We start from the raw sequence: 15,675 nt of genomic DNA on the forward strand, positions 1-15,675 counted from the left end.
ATGATTTATCAATATAAATTCGAGAAGATCCTGACCATCAAAGAAAAAGAAAAGTCCGATGCACTAGCTAAATATAATGCTGCTTTAAAAAAATTTGAAGAAGTGGCAGAAAAGTTATATAAGCTTTTAAAGAAAAAAGAAGAGTTGATTGAGTTTCAACAGGAAAAGCTGCGAAATGGATTGTCCGTTCAGGAAATTCGTCATCATCAGTTATTTATGGACAACTTGGAAAAACTCTTAGGTCACTGTCAACAGGAAGTCATTGAATCGCGATACAAGATGAATAATCAACGGGATATATTAATGGAAAGAAATATCGAGGTTAAAAAGTACGAAAAAATGAAAGAAAATGGTTTTCTTAAATTCCTCGATGTCATTAAAGAAGCTGAGAACAAACAAATGGATGAAATATCTATCCGGCAATTCTTAAGCAAAGGCGTAAGGTGATGGAATGCGTAAAAAAAGTGAATCTAATGGATCGGAAGAATTGGAAGAAAGAAAGATAAGTAAGTTTCAATGGTTTCTTGTCATCTTCATTCCATTAATCTTTGCGGTAACTGTAGCGTTGATCGTTTTTACAGTTGCAGGGGTGAATGTAGTGGAAAAGGCAAAGGAAATGACTTCGAAAATACCCTTCATTGAATCGCATCAAAAGGATGAAGAGAAGGGGAAACCTGCCAAGAATGATGAGAAAGTTTCCATGAAACTCGAAAAATTAGAAACCGAGATTGAAAACAAGGAAAAAGAGATAGAAAAGCTTGAGGGCATCATTGATTCACGTGACAAGGCCATTGCAAAGGCAGAAGCGGAAAAACAGCAGCTTCAAACAGAAAAGAATCAACTTAGGGATAGTCAGAATAATAGTAAACAAGCGTTTAAAGATATAATCCGCACTTATGAAACGATGGCTCCCAAGAAGGCTGCACCTATCATTATGGAAATGAATGATGAAGATGCAGTGGAGATTCTCTCAAGTATGAAAGCTGCCACTTTAGCTAAGGTTTTGGAGCAAATGACAACGGCTGATGCTGCAAGGTTAACGAAGAAATTAACGGAACAAAGTTCTTAAGTGGAAAGAGTGAGGAGGGTGAATATATGAATTCAGCAATTAATTCTTTACTTCCCTTGTTATCATTAGGTCTAAAGGTACCAGTTAAGCCAAATCAGCAAACGGATTCAGGGTTTGGTTCAGTCCTACAATCAGCCATTGGGACAGAACCTCCCATTCCATCGGATATAGGCGCCAATACTGAAGGACGAATGTCTGCAATAAAGGATTTACTTGGTTTTTTGAAACTTGAAAGGCTAAGTGAAACAGGGGAAGAGAGAGTTGCCGAAGCCCCTTCTGTAAACCAACAAGACAACGACCTTATTTTACAGGTCCTAAAAAATGTAGCCGGAAATGATGAGGGTGCTCTTGATGATTTCCTTGGGAGCATCGAGGATCTCGATTTAGAACAAGAAGTGGACGACGACTTCAGCCTGACTCCACAAAGTTTGTTATCAGCCGATGTCATGGATCTGTATACCATACTGAAAAAAATTACTGTTTTAAGCGAAGAAAAATGGCATGACCCCTCATCATCCGGTGTGGTGAATCTTTTGAAACTGGTGAAAACTCATGATCTTCTCTCGGAAAATAAGGATATGACCCAAGATGAAGCGGCCATCCAGAAACAATTGAAACACCTGCTTGAAGGGGTGACGGGAAAGTTGGAGAGATGGCTGTCCAATCAGTCAAAAGCAGAACCTGATCAATCCAACGCTTTGGGGAAAGGGCAAACTCATACAATAGAAACATTGAAAAGTGCATTCTCGCAATTATCCGGGAGCGACAAGGTAAATAAAGATGGGACAGTCAGCAGCGGTGTGTCTTTGCAAAGTTCGGATAGTGGTAAACATCAAGGGACTGGTATGCCTTTTCTCATGACAAAACTAGAGCAATTCGTCTTGGCAGCTCCCAAGGGTGAGCAAACTGTCAGTCAAGAGGAGTTTATTAAACAATTTGAAAATATTTTGAGTAAGGCGAACTTTAACGGAACCAACGGTGTAAATAAACTTTTAATCAGATTGACTCCTGAACATTTAGGGTCCTTAAGAATCGAGTTGATTCAAAAGGATGGTATGCTGTCAGCCAAGATTATGGCTTCTACTGCTCAGGCCAAAGATATGCTGGAGAATCAGATTCATGGCTTAAAACAAGCCTTTAGCGGACAAAACATTCAAATTGAAAGAATTGAAATATCACAGGCCTTCAATGCTTTTAACTCTGAGAAATTCAGCCATAAAGATGCGGATGAACATAATGAACAACAGGAGAGTAAGGAAGAAAGCAATGAGGAAACGGAAAGCGAGTTTACGGGATCCCTTGCCGATGCTCTGTTAAATCTTGAAGTGTAGGTGAAAAAATGACGACCATCGATACGTCACTATTATTATCAAATTCTCAAACTGAAAACAGAAAAACCGGGGATGCATTGGGAAAGGATGATTTCTTGAAATTGTTGCTTACCCAGCTTCAAAATCAAGATCCGTCAAGTCCGATGGACAATACGGAATTCATCGCCCAAATGGCCACTTTTTCTTCCCTGGAACAGATGATGAATATGGGAGCCCAAATGGAAGAAATAATCGGGATCAATCAACAAAATAGTTTAATGAACTATAACTCTTTTGTCGGTAAGGAAGTCACTTGGCACAAATTGGATGAAGGCGATGATAAGCTTGCGATAGAAGAAGGGACAGGCATCGTTAAATCGATCCAATATAAGGGTGATGGCGTTTATTTTCTTTTAGAAGATGGCACAAAGCTTGAACCCGCAAATATTTCAGCAATGAAACAACCAAGTTCCACGTCGAATAGTTTGACGTCGGCAAGTGAATTAATAGGCAAGCGTGTTTCCTGGATGGACGATAAAAATGGTGAGTCGTCTGCTGTCGTAATTTCGGTATCCATGAGTAATGGCAAGCTGGAAATTGAAGTGGATGATGAAAACAACACCAAGTTAACATCAGAGCAATTGATGAAGATCGCTAAAGCTTAAGGGATGGAAATATCAATGAACTTGGTTTTCAAGCAAATTCCCCTCAGCTTTTGCCACAAACAAAATTACCGTTAAGGCAAAGGCGGATGGTCCAAAGCGACTTACGACAGCATTTTCAAATTGCTGTCCCCACAAATGAAAAATTGAGCATTAGTAATCATGCTCAATTGCGGATGAGTCAACGGAATTTAGAATTAACACCAAAAAGCTGGAACAAAATGGCTGATAAAGCCAATTAGGCCAAAAAGATGGGTGTAACTGAATTTCTTATCATTATTGAGAATGAGGCACTCATAGTAAGCACGAAAAACAACAAGGTCATTACGGTCATGGACAGGGATGTAGCCACATCACAAATCTTCACGAACATCAATGGAACCATAATTTTAGATAAATAGGCTCGACCTGGAATAGGAAGCCTGGACTGTGGAATGACGGAAGCAGTCGATAAATGAAAGGGGAGCTTTCACATGCTTCGTTCAATGTATTCGGGAATAAGCGGATTAAAAAACTTACAAACAAAATTGGATGTAATCGGTAATAACGTCGCCAATGTCAATACATATGGTTTCAAAAAAAGCCGTGTGACATTCAGCGATGCGATGAACCAAACAGTATCTGGTGCAAGTGCAGCAACAGCCAATAAAGGCGGAACCAATTCTAAACAAATTGGATTGGGCTCCACGATAGCTACAATCGATACGATCCATACACAGTCAAGCCTGCAAACCACCGGCCGCGATCTTGATTTAGGAATATCTGGTGATGGCTATTTTGTCGTCAAGCAAGGCGATTCTCTCTCATATACACGTGCAGGAAACTTTTATCTGGATGATAACGGTACACTTGTCAACGCGAATGGGTTGAAAGTACAGGCTTACAAGGTTGATGAAACCGGTAAACGATCAAAAACGATTGGCGACGTTGCCGTTAACGTCAATGCGATTTTACCTGCCATTGCCACTACTAAAATTTCAGTAAGTGGAAATCTAGCTGCTGACGCAATTGACGGTACCGTATTTAGCCAGCAAATGAAAGTTGTGGATGAAAACGGAAAAGAACAAACGGCTACTATCTATTTTCAAAAAAGCGGTGATGATAAATGGGAGCTTTTTGATGAAGAACCTTCTGCTTTGGGGGGGACATCAACAACTAAACCAAAACCGTTCACTTCGGTGAAATTCGATGCAAATGGTCAGATAGTGGCAGCCGATAAAACCCAGGCAGGTCAAACCATTAACATTTCAAGCGGCAATGAGGATGACCCGGATACAACAGTTGATGAAAGCGTACAAAAAGTTAAGTTGGATTTTGATTTTTCGAACCTTACTCAAGTTAAAGGCTCCACTACAGCTCTTGTCAATCCAGATGGTAATAAAGAAGGAAAACTGGAAAGCTTCAATATTGGCGCATCAGGGGAAATAAATGGCGTTTACTCCAACGGTCTGATAACAACCTTAGGCCAACTGGCCGTCGCCAAGTTCTCCAATGCATCAGGCTTGACGAAAACGGGTGGTAACACTTTTCAGGAATCAATCAATTCAGGTACGGCAAACATCAATATCGCAGGTGAGGGGCGTGGTGTGATTGCATCAGGTTCATTGGAAATGTCCAATGTGGATTTATCCGAAGAGTTTACTGAAATGATCGTTGCACAACGTGGTTTCCAGTCGAATTCCAGAATCATCACGACGTCGGATGAAATTTTACAGGAATTAGTTAACTTAAAACGATAAGTTAAGGGAGGGAGGAGCCAGGTGCTTTTGCTCTGGCTCCTAAATATCATTATCAAAGTCACAAGGCTCAATGGAAAATGCTTTCATATCAATGCATTGTACATAGACACAGTCGAGTCATTGCCAGATACGACCATTACTTTTACAAATGGTAAGAAAATCGTTGTGCTAGAGAAGGAAGAGGAACTGGTTGGAGCTATTATACAATTTTACCGTACCGTCAATATTCTCGGTTTTCGTAAAGATGTGGAGGAAAGTTCATGAAAAAAAAACTAATGACTATTATGTTGATTATACTCGTGGCTATAACGCTTGTAGGTGTCATAGCGGTCGTGGTTGTGACAAAGTTATCTGATCCCACATCTGCCGAAGGTAAACCTAGCATTGACGAAATTGTCAAATCATCAGTTGAGATTCCTGAAATCACTACGAATCTTGCCGGCAATGATTATATCAAAATCTCTTTTATGGTCCAAACAGAAAGCAAAAAAGCGAAAGAAGAGTTGGAAAAAAGAAATTTTCAAGTGAAAAATATAATTATAACCGAACTATCCGAAATGAAAGCGGAAGAGTTAACCGGTAAAAAAGGCAAGGAAAAGCTTCAAGAAACTTTGAAGACCAGAATGAATGAATTAATGGAAGAAGGAAAAGTTGAAAAGGTTTATATTACTTCCTCGATTCTGCAATAAGAACATCCTTGCTTCATTAAATAAGAAGGGGAAGCTTTGGAGGTGAGTGTTAATGTCCGGGGAAATATTATCGCAAAATGAAATAGATGCTCTGTTATCGGCCATTTCCACAGGTGAAATGGATGCAGATGATTTAAAAAAAGAAGAAGTAGAAAAAAGAGTGAAAGTTTACGACTTTAAAAGGGCGCTTCGGTTTTCAAAGGACCAAATCCGCAGTTTGACCAGAATACACGAGAACTTTGCGAGGCTGCTGACCACATACTTTTCTGCTCAACTTAGAACATATGTCCAAATATCCGTTGCTTCGGCAGATCAAATACCATACGAAGAGTTTATCCGATCAGTTCCAAAAATGACTATCATGAATGTTTTTGAGGTACCGCCCTTGGATGGCCGAATCATTATTGAGGTCAACCCGAATATCGCCTATTCCATGATGGATCGTGTTTTGGGCGGGCGGGGCATAAGCGTGAATAAGGTAGATAGTTTAACCGAAATAGAAACGAAAATCATGTCGAATTTATTCGAGAAGGCTTTTGAAAATTTACAGGAGGCTTGGGGAACGATTGTTGAAATCGAACCGGTAATGACAGAGTTCGAGGTGAATCCGCAATTTCTGCAACTGGTTTCACCCAACGATACTGTTGTGGTCATTTCCTTGAATACACAAATCGGCGAAACGAGCGGAATGATTAATGTTTGCATCCCTCACGTCGTATTGGAACCGATCATACCAAAGTTATCCGCTCATTATTGGATGGAAAATTCCCAAAAGGAAAAAATCCCAGAGGAAATCATGATTTTGGAAAAGCGTATCCGAAACGCAGATCTTCCCATTATTTCCGAACTTGGTTCTACGGATATCACCATTCAGGACTTTTTGCTGCTTGATGTTGGCGATGTCATCGATTTGAATAAGGCAATCGATGAACCTTTGACGATTACAATTGGGGGGATTCCAAAATTCAGTGGGCAGCCAGGAAAAGTAGGAAAAAAACATGCTATCCAGATTCTTGATATTTTGAAAGGGGGAGACGAAGATGGTAAGTGATGGAATGCTTTCACAAGACGAGATAGATGCCCTTTTAAAAGGTACAAGTGATATAGAGGATGAGGTGTTCCCTCTCTCGATTGACGATTATTTATCAATGATGGAACTCGACGCCCTCGGTGAAATTGGTAATATCTCCTTCGGAAGTTCGGCCACTGCCCTATCCACTTTATTGAATCAGAAAGTGGATATCACCACCCCGACGGTTTCTTTAATTGAAAGGGGACAGATCGCGGAAGAATTCCCGCATCCGTATGTAGCGATTCAAGTGCAATATACAGAAGGTTTTTCAGGTATAAATATGCTGGTCATCAAGCAGAGCGATGCTGCTATCATTGCTGATTTGATGCTTGGAGGAGATGGGGAGAATCCTTCTGACCTGCTTGGGGAAATTCAATTGAGCGCTGTTCAGGAAGCAATGAACCAAATGATGGGTTCTGCTGCGACATCCATGTCGACCATTTTCAGTAAAAAAGTGGATATTTCTCCACCTAGCATAGACTTACTTAATTTTTTAAATGGTGTAGGTGAAAATGCGATACCTGACGAGGATTTATTTGCAAAAATCTCATTCCGCCTCCGTGTCGGAAACTTAATTGATTCCAGTATTATGCAATTGTTGCCGTTAGAGTTTGCTAAAGGGTTAGTTTCTGAATTATTAAATGGGACGAGTGAAAGCCAGCCTACCGATATTAAAACGCAACAAGTACTAAGTGATCCAGTAATAAACATTCCAAATCAGGAGCCTGCATCCTTCCAGGACACCAGGCCAGATCGATCGGCAAACGAAATTTATGGACAAGGCGGTCACCGAACCCAACCTGCGAACCAAATGCCGAATGTTCCGCAACATTTTGGAGTTTCATCCGTACCAACAGGACAGCCGGTAAATGTTCAGCCTGCCAGTTTCACTAGTTTTCAGCCTTATCAGCTTCAGGAGTCTGAAACGAAAAACCTCAGCATGCTGATGGATATCCCTTTGCAAGTAACTGTGGAGCTTGGAAGAACGAAACGCTCCGTAAAGGATATTTTGGAGCTGTCCTCCGGATCGATCATTGAATTGGATAAATTAGCAGGAGAGCCAGTGGATATCCTGGTAAACAGCCGCTTGATAGCAAAAGGTGAGGTAGTGGTGATTGATGAAAACTTTGGGGTACGTGTTACGGATATCATGAGTCAAAGTGAACGATTAAATAATATAAGATAATTTGGGGGACGAGAATAATGGCTAATAGAATTTTAATTGTGGACGATGCAGCATTTATGAGAATGATGATAAAGGATATCCTTTCTAAAAATGGTTTTGAAATAGTTGGGGAAGCAGCAGATGGCGCCCAAGCAGTGGAAAAATATAAAGAAACCCATCCGGATCTTGTAACGATGGATATTACCATGCCTGAAATGGACGGGATTACGGCGTTAAAGGAAATTAAAAAGGTAAACCCTCAAGCCAAGGTCATTATGTGTTCTGCGATGGGGCAGCAAGCCATGGTCATTGATGCGATCCAGGCGGGGGCAAAAGACTTCATCGTGAAGCCATTCCAGGCAGACCGGGTATTGGAAGCCATAAATAAAGCATTAAGTTAAGAGGGTGTCTTCATATTGTTTTTAATAAAAAAATGGCTTCAGGTCTCACTGTTGATAGCAGTATTCTTCTCTGGGGCCATACAGGCCCATGCGGAAGACCCTGGTAAAACAGTGAAGGATGTTTATGAGCAGCCAGGTGATTTAAAGGTGGATAAAGATGAATCAATAGACTCGAAATCTACCGGACAGGCTTCTAATCCTGATAAAGTGGGGATAACCGTTTGGGAGTTTCTGAGGATGATATTTGCTACTATTTTTGTTGTGGCCCTTCTATATATCCTATTGAAATTCATCAATAAAAAAAATAAATCGTATCAAAAGGCAAATTCAGTGGAGAATTTAGGCGGTACGGGCCTTGGGGCAAATCGTTCAGTCCAGCTTGTTAAAGTAGGCGGGCGAATATTGGTGATCGGGGTTGGCGAAAACATTCAGCTCTTGAAAGAAATAGATGATCCCGAGGAATATGAACAGCTTTTGAAAGATCACAACGATAAGATCGATCAAATGATCCAGCCTGGGGAATTTGCCATGAAGTTGAAAAATAAGTGGTTGAAGAAAAGCGAATCCGGAACTGCCAGTTTCTCTGCAGAGTTCAAAAATCAACTTGATCAAATGTCCGATAGCAGGAAAAGTCTGTTAAAGGAGCTTGGTAGGAAAGGAAGAGACAATGAATGAATTCATGGAGTTTTTTAATAACAGTGATCCCACTAATGTCTCTACTTCCGTAAAACTTGTTCTCCTAATGACTGTCTTATCGCTGGCACCAAGCATATTGATCTTGATGACCTGTTTTACAAGAATCATCATTGTCCTGAGCTTTGTGAGAACATCGCTAGCTACCCAGCAGATGCCGCCGAACCAGGTACTGGTCGGCCTGGCACTTTTCATGACATTCTTCATAATGGCACCGACTTTTCAGGAAGTGAATGAAAAGGCTTTAACCCCGTTATTTAATGAAGAGATAGATTTAGAAGAGGCGTATGTTCAGGCCTCGATACCATTTAAGGAATTCATGAGTGCCCATACAAGGCAAAAGGATCTGGCGTTATTCTTGGAGTATGCCAAGGTGGAAAAGCCGGAAACGATACAGGACATACCCTTGACTGCCTTTGTACCAGCTTTTGCTATCAGTGAAATCAAAACGGCTTTTCAAATAGGTTTTATGATTTTCATACCATTCTTGGTTATCGATATGGTCGTTGCCAGTGTCCTGATGTCGATGGGGATGATGATGCTGCCGCCAGTCATGATTTCCCTGCCATTTAAAATCCTCCTTTTCATTCTTGTTGACGGATGGTATTTAGTAGTGAAGTCTTTATTACAGAGTTTTTAAGCAGGTGAGAAAAAATGAGTGCAGATTTTGTTATTGATATAGCAGAAAAAGGAATTTATATGGTATTGATTATCGCTGGCCCATTGATGGTCATCGCTCTTATAGTAGGACTACTAGTAAGCATCTTTCAGGCGACTACACAGATTCAGGAACAAACCTTGGCATTTGTACCAAAAATCGTGGCAGTCTTATTGGGACTCATTTTATTGGCTCCATGGATGCTGAGCCACCTATTATCATACGCAAATGAAATATTCGGTAATCTGAATCGATTTGTAGGGTAGGACATGGAGGAACTATTTCCGCACTTTCCCGCCTTTTTATTAATTGTGGTACGGGTCACTACGTTTTTCGTGGCCATGCCGATTTTTTCTTACCGTTCAATACCGGTACAACATCGGGTAGGGCTTGGAATCTTCCTTGCCTGGATCATGTACTATACCATTGATGCCCCGGTTCTGGTATTGGATGTCACATTTTATTTATTGATCATGAAGGAAGCGCTGGTTGGGCTTTTCATCGGGTTTGCCGCTTATATGATTTTATCGGCCGTGCAAATCGCTGGAGGATTGATTGATTTTCAAATGGGTTTTTCAATTGCGAATGTCATCGATCCCCAAACGGGGGCACAAAGCCCGCTGATGGGACAATACCTTTATACAATCGCTTTATTATTCCTATTGAGTACGAACGGCCACCATTTGCTTTTGGATGGAATTTTTTATAGTTACCAGTTCATCCCGATTGACCAATTATTTGTACCATTCGGAGATCATTCACTGATAGAATATTTGGCCAAAGCTTTCAGCAAAGCTTTCATGATTGCTTTTCAAATGTCCATACCTGTAGTGGGAAGTATTTTCTTAGTGGATGTCACGTTAGGGATCCTTGCCAGGACGGTCCCTCAATTAAATGTGTTCGTGGTCGGGATCCCAGTGAAAATCATTGCCGGCTTAGCGGTTGTCATACTGGTAATGGGGATGATGATGACAGTTGTAACACAACTCTTCAATTTCTTGCTTTTGACCATGCGTCAACTAATGCAGTTGATTGGAGGCGTTTGATATGGAGAGGTTTCAGCTGGATTTACAGTTTTTCGCTGGAGAGAAGACCGAAAAGGCGACTCCCAAAAAACGTCAGGATTCGAAGAAAAAAGGTCAGGTGGCAAAGAGTCAGGATGTAAATACCTCAGTGAATTTAATTGCAGTGTTTTCTGTACTATTGCTTATGGGACCATACATGTATCATCATCTGCTCGGTCTCATGAAAGAATATCTGCAACATTTTACCTTGACTGGATTCAGTGAGGAGAATATGCAAATTATCATGATTGAGGTTTTAAAGGAGATGGGCCTTATCCTGGGACCCGTTTTCGCAGCAGCGATAGTGGCTGGGATATTGGCTAATGTCATGCAAATCGGTTTTTTGTTTTCGACTGAATCCATTCAGTTCAAACTGGATAAATTGGATCCCATTAAAGGATTCAAACGTATTTTTTCAATGAGGGCCATCGTTGAATTATTGAAATCCATTCTTAAAATATCATTTGTTGGTTTTGTTGCCTTTTATGTACTATGGCAGCGCATGGACGAGATTATGATTTTATCACAGATTTCTGTGGAAGAAGCGATGGCAACATTGGCGGATATTACGATTAAAGTAGGGTTTTATGCTGCCGTGGCTTTATTGTTCATTGCTCTATTAGACTATTTGTACCAAAAATATGACTTTGAAAAAAACATCCGGATGTCCAAACAGGATATTAAGGATGAGTATAAAAATTCCGAAGGGGACCCGCTCATCAAATCCAAGATAAAGCAAAAGCAAAGGCAGATGGCTGCGCAAAGAATGATGCAGGAAATTCCCAATGCGGATGTCGTCATCACTAACCCGACACATTTTGCTATTGCTTTAAAATATGATGAAGAAAAAGCTGAGGCTCCGTACGTAGTGGCAAAAGGCGTTGATTTTGTTGCTCAGAAAATTAAATTCATTGCTAAAGAAAACGATGTGGCCATGGTGGAAAATCGGCCTTTGGCCAGGTCATTATATGATCAGGCTGAGTTAGGCCAGGCGATACCTGAAGAGTTCTTTAAGGCGGTCGCTGAAATACTGGCCTTTGTATATAAAACCAAAGGTAAACTGTAAAGAAGTAATAGGGTAACCCGCTAGTTAGGAGAGAAAAACATGCGAGCAAGAGATTTAGTTGTTATATCAAGCGTCATCATGATCGTTACCATGTTGGTCATTCCATTGCCAACATGGTTGTTAAGTATTTTACTCCTTTTAAATATCTCTCTTGCGTTGCTGGTTCTATTGACTACGATGAATATGAAAGAACCTCTCGAATTTTCAATCTTTCCTTCCTTGCTCCTTTTACTGACATTGTTCAGGCTGGGGTTGAATGTTTCGACGACTCGTGCCATTTTGACCTATGGTGATGCTGGAGGAGTTGTAGAAACCTTTGGGTCGTTTGTAGTCGGCGGTAACGTGCTTGTAGGATTAGTTGTATTCATCATTTTGGTCATCATCAATTTCATCGTCATCACCAAAGGCTCCGAACGGGTCTCGGAGGTAGCGGCAAGGTTTACGCTGGATGCGATGCCAGGGAAACAGATGGCCATAGATGCAGATTTGAATGCTGGGATGATCTCCGAAAACGAAGCACGTGGCAGAAGGGAAAAAATCAGTAACGAAGCAGACTTTTATGGATCCATGGATGGAGCGAGTAAGTTTGTTAAAGGGGATGCCATAGCGGGCATCATCATTGTCATCATAAACTTGATTTTCGGTATGATTATAGGCGTCATGCAATTGGACATGAGCTTTGGAGAAGCAGCCGTCCACTTTTCCATGTTATCGGTTGGTGACGGTATCGTGAGTCAGGTACCTGCTTTATTGATTTCTACAGCTACGGGTATTGTCGTAACCCGGGCAGCCTCGAATGGAAACCTCGGAGCGGATATTGTTGAACAGTTATTCCAATTTCCCAAAATGCTTTACCTGACAGCTGCAACCATTTTCCTTTTAGGTTTATTCACTCCCATTTCCGACCTATTCACGATTCCGATCGCTGCTTTATTAGTCGTTGGAGGGTATACAATTTCAAGGATACCAAAGCAGGACGAAAGTGAAATACAAGAAATGGAAGAAGTGTTGGAAACCGATGAAATGAAAAGTCCAGAAAGCGTTGTTAACCTTTTAAGTGTCGACCCGATCGAATTTGAGTTTGGATATGGATTGATTCCGCTTGCGGATGCCAATCAAGGGGGAGACCTGCTGGACAGGGTCGTCATGATCCGCAGGCAGCTTGCAATTGAATTGGGACTCGTGATCCCTGTCGTCAGAATACGTGACAACATTCAGTTGAATCCCAATGAATATCGGCTGAAGATTAAAGGAAGCGTCATGGCCAAGGGGGAATTGCTCCTAAATCATTTCTTGGCCATGAGTCCAGGGATGGAGGATGATTCAATAGAAGGAATCGATACGATAGAACCGTCTTTCGGTTTACCGGCCAAGTGGATCACGGATGATATGAAAGAACATGCCGAGATGTTGGGTTATACAGTTGTGGACCCGCCAAGTGTTGTATCCACTCACTTGACGGAAGTGATAAAGGCCAATGCGCATGAATTATTGGGCAGGCAAGAAACGAAACAATTGATCGATCATCTCCACGAATCGGCACCTATACTAGTTGAGGAAGTCACTCCGAACCCCTTGTCCATAGGAGATGTACAAAAGGTATTGGCAAAATTATTGAAGGAAAAAGTTTCAATAAGGAACTTACCGATCATTTTTGAAACACTTGCTGATTATGGCAAGTTATCGACTGATACAGATTTGCTTACTGAATATGTAAGGCAGAATTTAGCCAGGCAAATCACGAATTCTTTTCTTTCGGATGAAAATAGAATTAAAGTCATAACATTATCGGGGAAAGTGGAAAAGACCATCGCGGATAGTGTACAGCAAACCGAACATGGTAATTTTTTATCATTGGATCCAACTATATCGCAATCCATATTGGAGGCAATTGCAGCGAAATTGGAAGAGCTGACCCTAATGGATCACCAACCGATCTTACTCTGTTCTCCAGCAGTAAGGATGTATGCCCGGCAATTAACTGAACGATATTTTCCTAATGTACCGATTCTTTCATACAATGAACTTGAATCGAATGTAGAAGTACAAAGTGTAGGGGTGGTGAATTTCGATTGAAGGTAAAGAAATATTTGGCACCATCAATGAACGAGGCAATGAAGCGAATAAGGGAGGAACTAGGCAGTGATGCGGTAATCTTAAGTTCAAAGGCTGTATATACTGGTGGTTTCTTAGGATTATTCAAAAAGAGGAATATTGAAGTCATTGCAGCCATAGACCCAGTGCCACAGCCTGTCCAAACCGTAACCAAACAAAAGTCGAAGAAGTTGCCATCAAAGCTGGAAGTGGCAAGTCATGCCCTTGAGCCTAATGAAGGCAATAGGGAAAGTGCTGACCTAGTAAAAGAAATCGAAGGTTTGAAAGATATGATAAAGAGTTTGCAAACCTATTCACTTGATAGGAAATATCCGGGGAAACTGCAGAAAATCCATGAATACCTAACCGAGCAGGAAGTGGATATATCACTTCGGTGCCAAATCATGGATGAACTGCTTGAAAAATGGTTCGTTTTTAAACAGCAATCCACTGATGAAGAGGTTCAAGCTTGGTTGGAAGAAGCCATGTTCGCGATTCTGGAAAAGGTCGAAAATGGAAAAAATAGGCTGCGAAAAAAGTATATTAATATTGTTGGTCCAACAGGTGTGGGAAAGACAACGACCCTGGCAAAAATAGCTGCGGAAACCATGTTGAAGCATGATAAAAAGGTGGCTTTCATTACGACGGATACGTACAGGATCGCTGCAATAGATCAACTTAAGACATATGCCAAGATTCTAAACGTTCCCATTGAAGTCGCTTATAACCTGGAAGACTTCAAAAGAGCGGCTGAACGCTTCTCCCATTACGATAATGTTTTTATTGATACGGCAGGAAGGAATTTCCGTAACCCGCAATATGTTAAGGATCTCAATGAAATCATCCATTTTACTGATGAGATGGAAACCTATTTAGTGTTGTCATTGACTTCCAAACAAAAGGATATGGAAGATATTTACCGACAGTTTGCTAGCATACCGATTAAACAGGTGATTTTTACAAAAGCGGACGAAACCTCCACTTTCGGACCGATATTTAATTTTATACACACTCATAAATTGGGAGCGGCCTATATAACAGATGGACAGAATGTGCCAGACGATATTGAAATAGCTACATCATCACAGCTATTGAAAATGGCTATCGGGGCTAAAAAATATGAAAGATCAAGCTGAGAATTTACGAAAAAGATTGGAAGCCCGCCAAAATAAATCAATGGCCAAAACGATTGCCGTTTTAAGCGGTAAAGGTGGAGTGGGAAAATCAAACTTTACTTTGAATTTTTCCATTGCCTTATCCCAAAGAGGCAAAAAGGTTCTTTTGTTCGATATGGATATCGGTATGGGGAATATTGATATTTTGATAGGTGAACACTCTCCCTGCAGTATTATTGATTTTTTTGAAAAAGATTGTAGTTTGAAGGATATCATCATGTCAGGACCGGGAAATATTTCAATCATTACAGGTGGAACAGGGTTGACGGATCTCTTTTCACTTGATGAAGATCAGTATACCCATTTTAATGAAGAATTCAGTTTATTGTTGGCAAATTACGATTATATATTATTTGATATGGGAGCAGGCATCACTAAGGATTCCATGAAATTCCTGTTATGTGTGGATGAATTAGTCGTTATCACGACGCCTGAACCAACTTCTATCATGGATGCATACTCCGCAATGAAATATATCCATTCAGTAAATAAAGAGATTCCATTGTTCCTAGTTTGCAATCGGGTTTTCACGAGTAAGGACGGCAAGGAAACGATTAAGCGGCTCCAAAATGCACTAGTGAAATTTTTGGGACTGGAAACTGTAGCTCTAGGGTACTTGCCAGATGATAGAACCGTACCCAAATCTGTTACCAAACAAATGCCCTTTCTCCTTTTCGATTCTGAAGCCGATGTATCCAAAGCCATTTTGGACATTGCTTCAAGATATGCAAATCATTCATTTGGGGAAGAATTGACTTTGCAAAAAAGTCATTTCCTCCAAAATATGAAGAGATATTTTTTTGGAAAGTAGGTCTCCT

Annotated in this window: 19 protein-coding genes; all 19 read left to right on the top strand. The window is 40.8% G+C overall.

Going from position 1 to position 15,675, the window contains the following annotated elements:
• The 19 genes from fliJ to N0M92_RS02255 all read left to right on the top strand — a co-directional run bounded on the left by fliJ (window position 1) and on the right by N0M92_RS02255 (window position 15,668).
• Complete coding sequence (fliJ, locus tag N0M92_RS02165; RefSeq protein ID WP_260284250.1) at window positions 1-447, top strand: flagellar export protein FliJ; 447 nt, start codon at window positions 1-3, stop codon at window positions 445-447.
• A gap of 4 nt (window positions 448-451) precedes the next feature.
• Complete coding sequence (locus N0M92_RS02170; RefSeq protein WP_260284251.1) at window positions 452-1,069, top strand: MotE family protein; 618 nt, start codon at window positions 452-454, stop codon at window positions 1,067-1,069.
• Window positions 1,070-1,095: 26 nt separating this feature from the next.
• Window positions 1,096-2,400: a flagellar hook-length control protein FliK gene (locus tag N0M92_RS02175; protein WP_260284252.1), complete on the top strand. Its 1,305-nt coding sequence runs from the start codon at window positions 1,096-1,098 to the stop codon at window positions 2,398-2,400.
• Window positions 2,401-2,408: 8 nt separating this feature from the next.
• The gene (gene flgD, locus N0M92_RS02180; RefSeq protein ID WP_260284253.1) at window positions 2,409-3,044 is read left to right on the top strand and encodes a flagellar hook assembly protein FlgD; all 636 of its coding nucleotides are present in this window, start codon (window positions 2,409-2,411) and stop codon (window positions 3,042-3,044) included.
• 248 nt (window positions 3,045-3,292) lie between these two features.
• Entirely contained in the window at window positions 3,293-3,442 is a 150-nt protein-coding gene (locus N0M92_RS02185; RefSeq protein WP_260284254.1) for a hypothetical protein, read from the top strand.
• A 72-nt stretch (window positions 3,443-3,514) separates the two neighbouring features.
• Complete coding sequence (locus N0M92_RS02190; protein WP_260284255.1) at window positions 3,515-4,780, top strand: flagellar hook protein FlgE; 1,266 nt, start codon at window positions 3,515-3,517, stop codon at window positions 4,778-4,780.
• 48 nt (window positions 4,781-4,828) lie between these two features.
• Entirely contained in the window at window positions 4,829-5,044 is a 216-nt protein-coding gene (locus tag N0M92_RS02195) for a flagellar FlbD family protein (RefSeq protein WP_076367895.1), read from the top strand.
• Window positions 5,041-5,469 carry a flagellar basal body-associated protein FliL gene (gene fliL / locus N0M92_RS02200; protein ID WP_260284256.1) on the top strand — a complete coding sequence of 143 codons (429 nt, stop codon included), beginning with the start codon at window positions 5,041-5,043 and terminating at the stop codon, window positions 5,467-5,469. Before N0M92_RS02195 ends, fliL begins: the two co-directional genes overlap by 4 nt.
• Before the next feature lie 52 nt (window positions 5,470-5,521).
• Complete coding sequence (gene fliM, locus N0M92_RS02205) at window positions 5,522-6,520, top strand: flagellar motor switch protein FliM (protein WP_260284257.1); 999 nt, start codon at window positions 5,522-5,524, stop codon at window positions 6,518-6,520.
• Window positions 6,510-7,727, top strand: coding sequence for a flagellar motor switch phosphatase FliY (gene fliY / locus N0M92_RS02210; RefSeq protein ID WP_260284258.1), 1,218 nt, complete (start codon window positions 6,510-6,512; stop codon window positions 7,725-7,727). The genes fliM and fliY overlap by 11 nt, the downstream gene beginning before the upstream one ends.
• A 17-nt stretch (window positions 7,728-7,744) precedes the next feature.
• Window positions 7,745-8,107 (top strand): response regulator, encoded by a 363-nt coding sequence (locus N0M92_RS02215; protein WP_063231856.1) that lies wholly within the window; start codon window positions 7,745-7,747, stop codon window positions 8,105-8,107.
• A 15-nt stretch (window positions 8,108-8,122) separates the two neighbouring features.
• The gene (locus tag N0M92_RS02220) at window positions 8,123-8,782 is read left to right on the top strand and encodes a flagellar biosynthetic protein FliO (RefSeq protein ID WP_260284259.1); all 660 of its coding nucleotides are present in this window, start codon (window positions 8,123-8,125) and stop codon (window positions 8,780-8,782) included.
• Window positions 8,775-9,440 carry a flagellar type III secretion system pore protein FliP gene (fliP, locus tag N0M92_RS02225; RefSeq protein WP_260284260.1) on the top strand — a complete coding sequence of 222 codons (666 nt, stop codon included), beginning with the start codon at window positions 8,775-8,777 and terminating at the stop codon, window positions 9,438-9,440. Before N0M92_RS02220 ends, fliP begins: the two co-directional genes overlap by 8 nt.
• 14 nt (window positions 9,441-9,454) lie before the next feature.
• On the top strand, window positions 9,455-9,724 hold the full coding sequence (gene fliQ, locus N0M92_RS02230) for a flagellar biosynthesis protein FliQ (RefSeq protein ID WP_101224658.1): 270 nt from the start codon (window positions 9,455-9,457) through the stop codon (window positions 9,722-9,724).
• A gap of 3 nt (window positions 9,725-9,727) precedes the next feature.
• On the top strand, window positions 9,728-10,504 hold the full coding sequence (fliR, locus tag N0M92_RS02235) for a flagellar biosynthetic protein FliR (protein WP_260284261.1): 777 nt from the start codon (window positions 9,728-9,730) through the stop codon (window positions 10,502-10,504).
• Between the two features lies 1 nt (window position 10,505).
• Window positions 10,506-11,588: a flagellar biosynthesis protein FlhB gene (gene flhB, locus N0M92_RS02240; protein ID WP_260284262.1), complete on the top strand. Its 1,083-nt coding sequence runs from the start codon at window positions 10,506-10,508 to the stop codon at window positions 11,586-11,588.
• Between the two features lie 39 nt (window positions 11,589-11,627).
• Window positions 11,628-13,664 (top strand): flagellar biosynthesis protein FlhA, encoded by a 2,037-nt coding sequence (gene flhA / locus N0M92_RS02245; RefSeq protein ID WP_260284263.1) that lies wholly within the window; start codon window positions 11,628-11,630, stop codon window positions 13,662-13,664.
• Window positions 13,661-14,818 carry a flagellar biosynthesis protein FlhF gene (flhF, locus tag N0M92_RS02250; RefSeq protein ID WP_260284264.1) on the top strand — a complete coding sequence of 386 codons (1,158 nt, stop codon included), beginning with the start codon at window positions 13,661-13,663 and terminating at the stop codon, window positions 14,816-14,818. The genes flhA and flhF overlap by 4 nt, the downstream gene beginning before the upstream one ends.
• On the top strand, window positions 14,802-15,668 hold the full coding sequence (locus N0M92_RS02255) for a MinD/ParA family protein (protein WP_260284265.1): 867 nt from the start codon (window positions 14,802-14,804) through the stop codon (window positions 15,666-15,668). Before flhF ends, N0M92_RS02255 begins: the two co-directional genes overlap by 17 nt.
• Window positions 15,669-15,675 lie beyond the last annotated feature (7 nt).

This window comes from Peribacillus aracenensis, from assembly GCF_025175645.1.
GTDB lineage: Bacteria > Bacillota > Bacilli > Bacillales > DSM-1321 > Peribacillus > Peribacillus aracenensis.

Coding starts and splice junctions, on each gene's coding strand:
- fliM (WP_260284257.1), top strand. CDS start 5,522: ATGTCCGGGGAAATATTATCGCAAAATGAAATAGATGCTCTGTTATCG.
- flhB (WP_260284262.1), top strand. CDS start 10,506: ATGGAGAGGTTTCAGCTGGATTTACAGTTTTTCGCTGGAGAGAAGACC.
- fliP (WP_260284260.1), top strand. CDS start 8,775: ATGAATGAATTCATGGAGTTTTTTAATAACAGTGATCCCACTAATGTC.
- fliL (WP_260284256.1), top strand. CDS start 5,041: ATGAAAAAAAAACTAATGACTATTATGTTGATTATACTCGTGGCTATA.
- N0M92_RS02255 (WP_260284265.1), top strand. CDS start 14,802: ATGAAAGATCAAGCTGAGAATTTACGAAAAAGATTGGAAGCCCGCCAA.
- N0M92_RS02185 (WP_260284254.1), top strand. CDS start 3,293: ATGGGTGTAACTGAATTTCTTATCATTATTGAGAATGAGGCACTCATA.
- fliY (WP_260284258.1), top strand. CDS start 6,510: ATGGTAAGTGATGGAATGCTTTCACAAGACGAGATAGATGCCCTTTTA.
- flgD (WP_260284253.1), top strand. CDS start 2,409: ATGACGACCATCGATACGTCACTATTATTATCAAATTCTCAAACTGAA.
- N0M92_RS02190 (WP_260284255.1), top strand. CDS start 3,515: ATGCTTCGTTCAATGTATTCGGGAATAAGCGGATTAAAAAACTTACAA.
- N0M92_RS02170 (WP_260284251.1), top strand. CDS start 452: ATGCGTAAAAAAAGTGAATCTAATGGATCGGAAGAATTGGAAGAAAGA.
- flhA (WP_260284263.1), top strand. CDS start 11,628: ATGCGAGCAAGAGATTTAGTTGTTATATCAAGCGTCATCATGATCGTT.
- N0M92_RS02175 (WP_260284252.1), top strand. CDS start 1,096: ATGAATTCAGCAATTAATTCTTTACTTCCCTTGTTATCATTAGGTCTA.
- fliJ (WP_260284250.1), top strand. CDS start 1: ATGATTTATCAATATAAATTCGAGAAGATCCTGACCATCAAAGAAAAA.
- fliR (WP_260284261.1), top strand. CDS start 9,728: ATGGAGGAACTATTTCCGCACTTTCCCGCCTTTTTATTAATTGTGGTA.
- fliQ (WP_101224658.1), top strand. CDS start 9,455: ATGAGTGCAGATTTTGTTATTGATATAGCAGAAAAAGGAATTTATATG.
- N0M92_RS02215 (WP_063231856.1), top strand. CDS start 7,745: ATGGCTAATAGAATTTTAATTGTGGACGATGCAGCATTTATGAGAATG.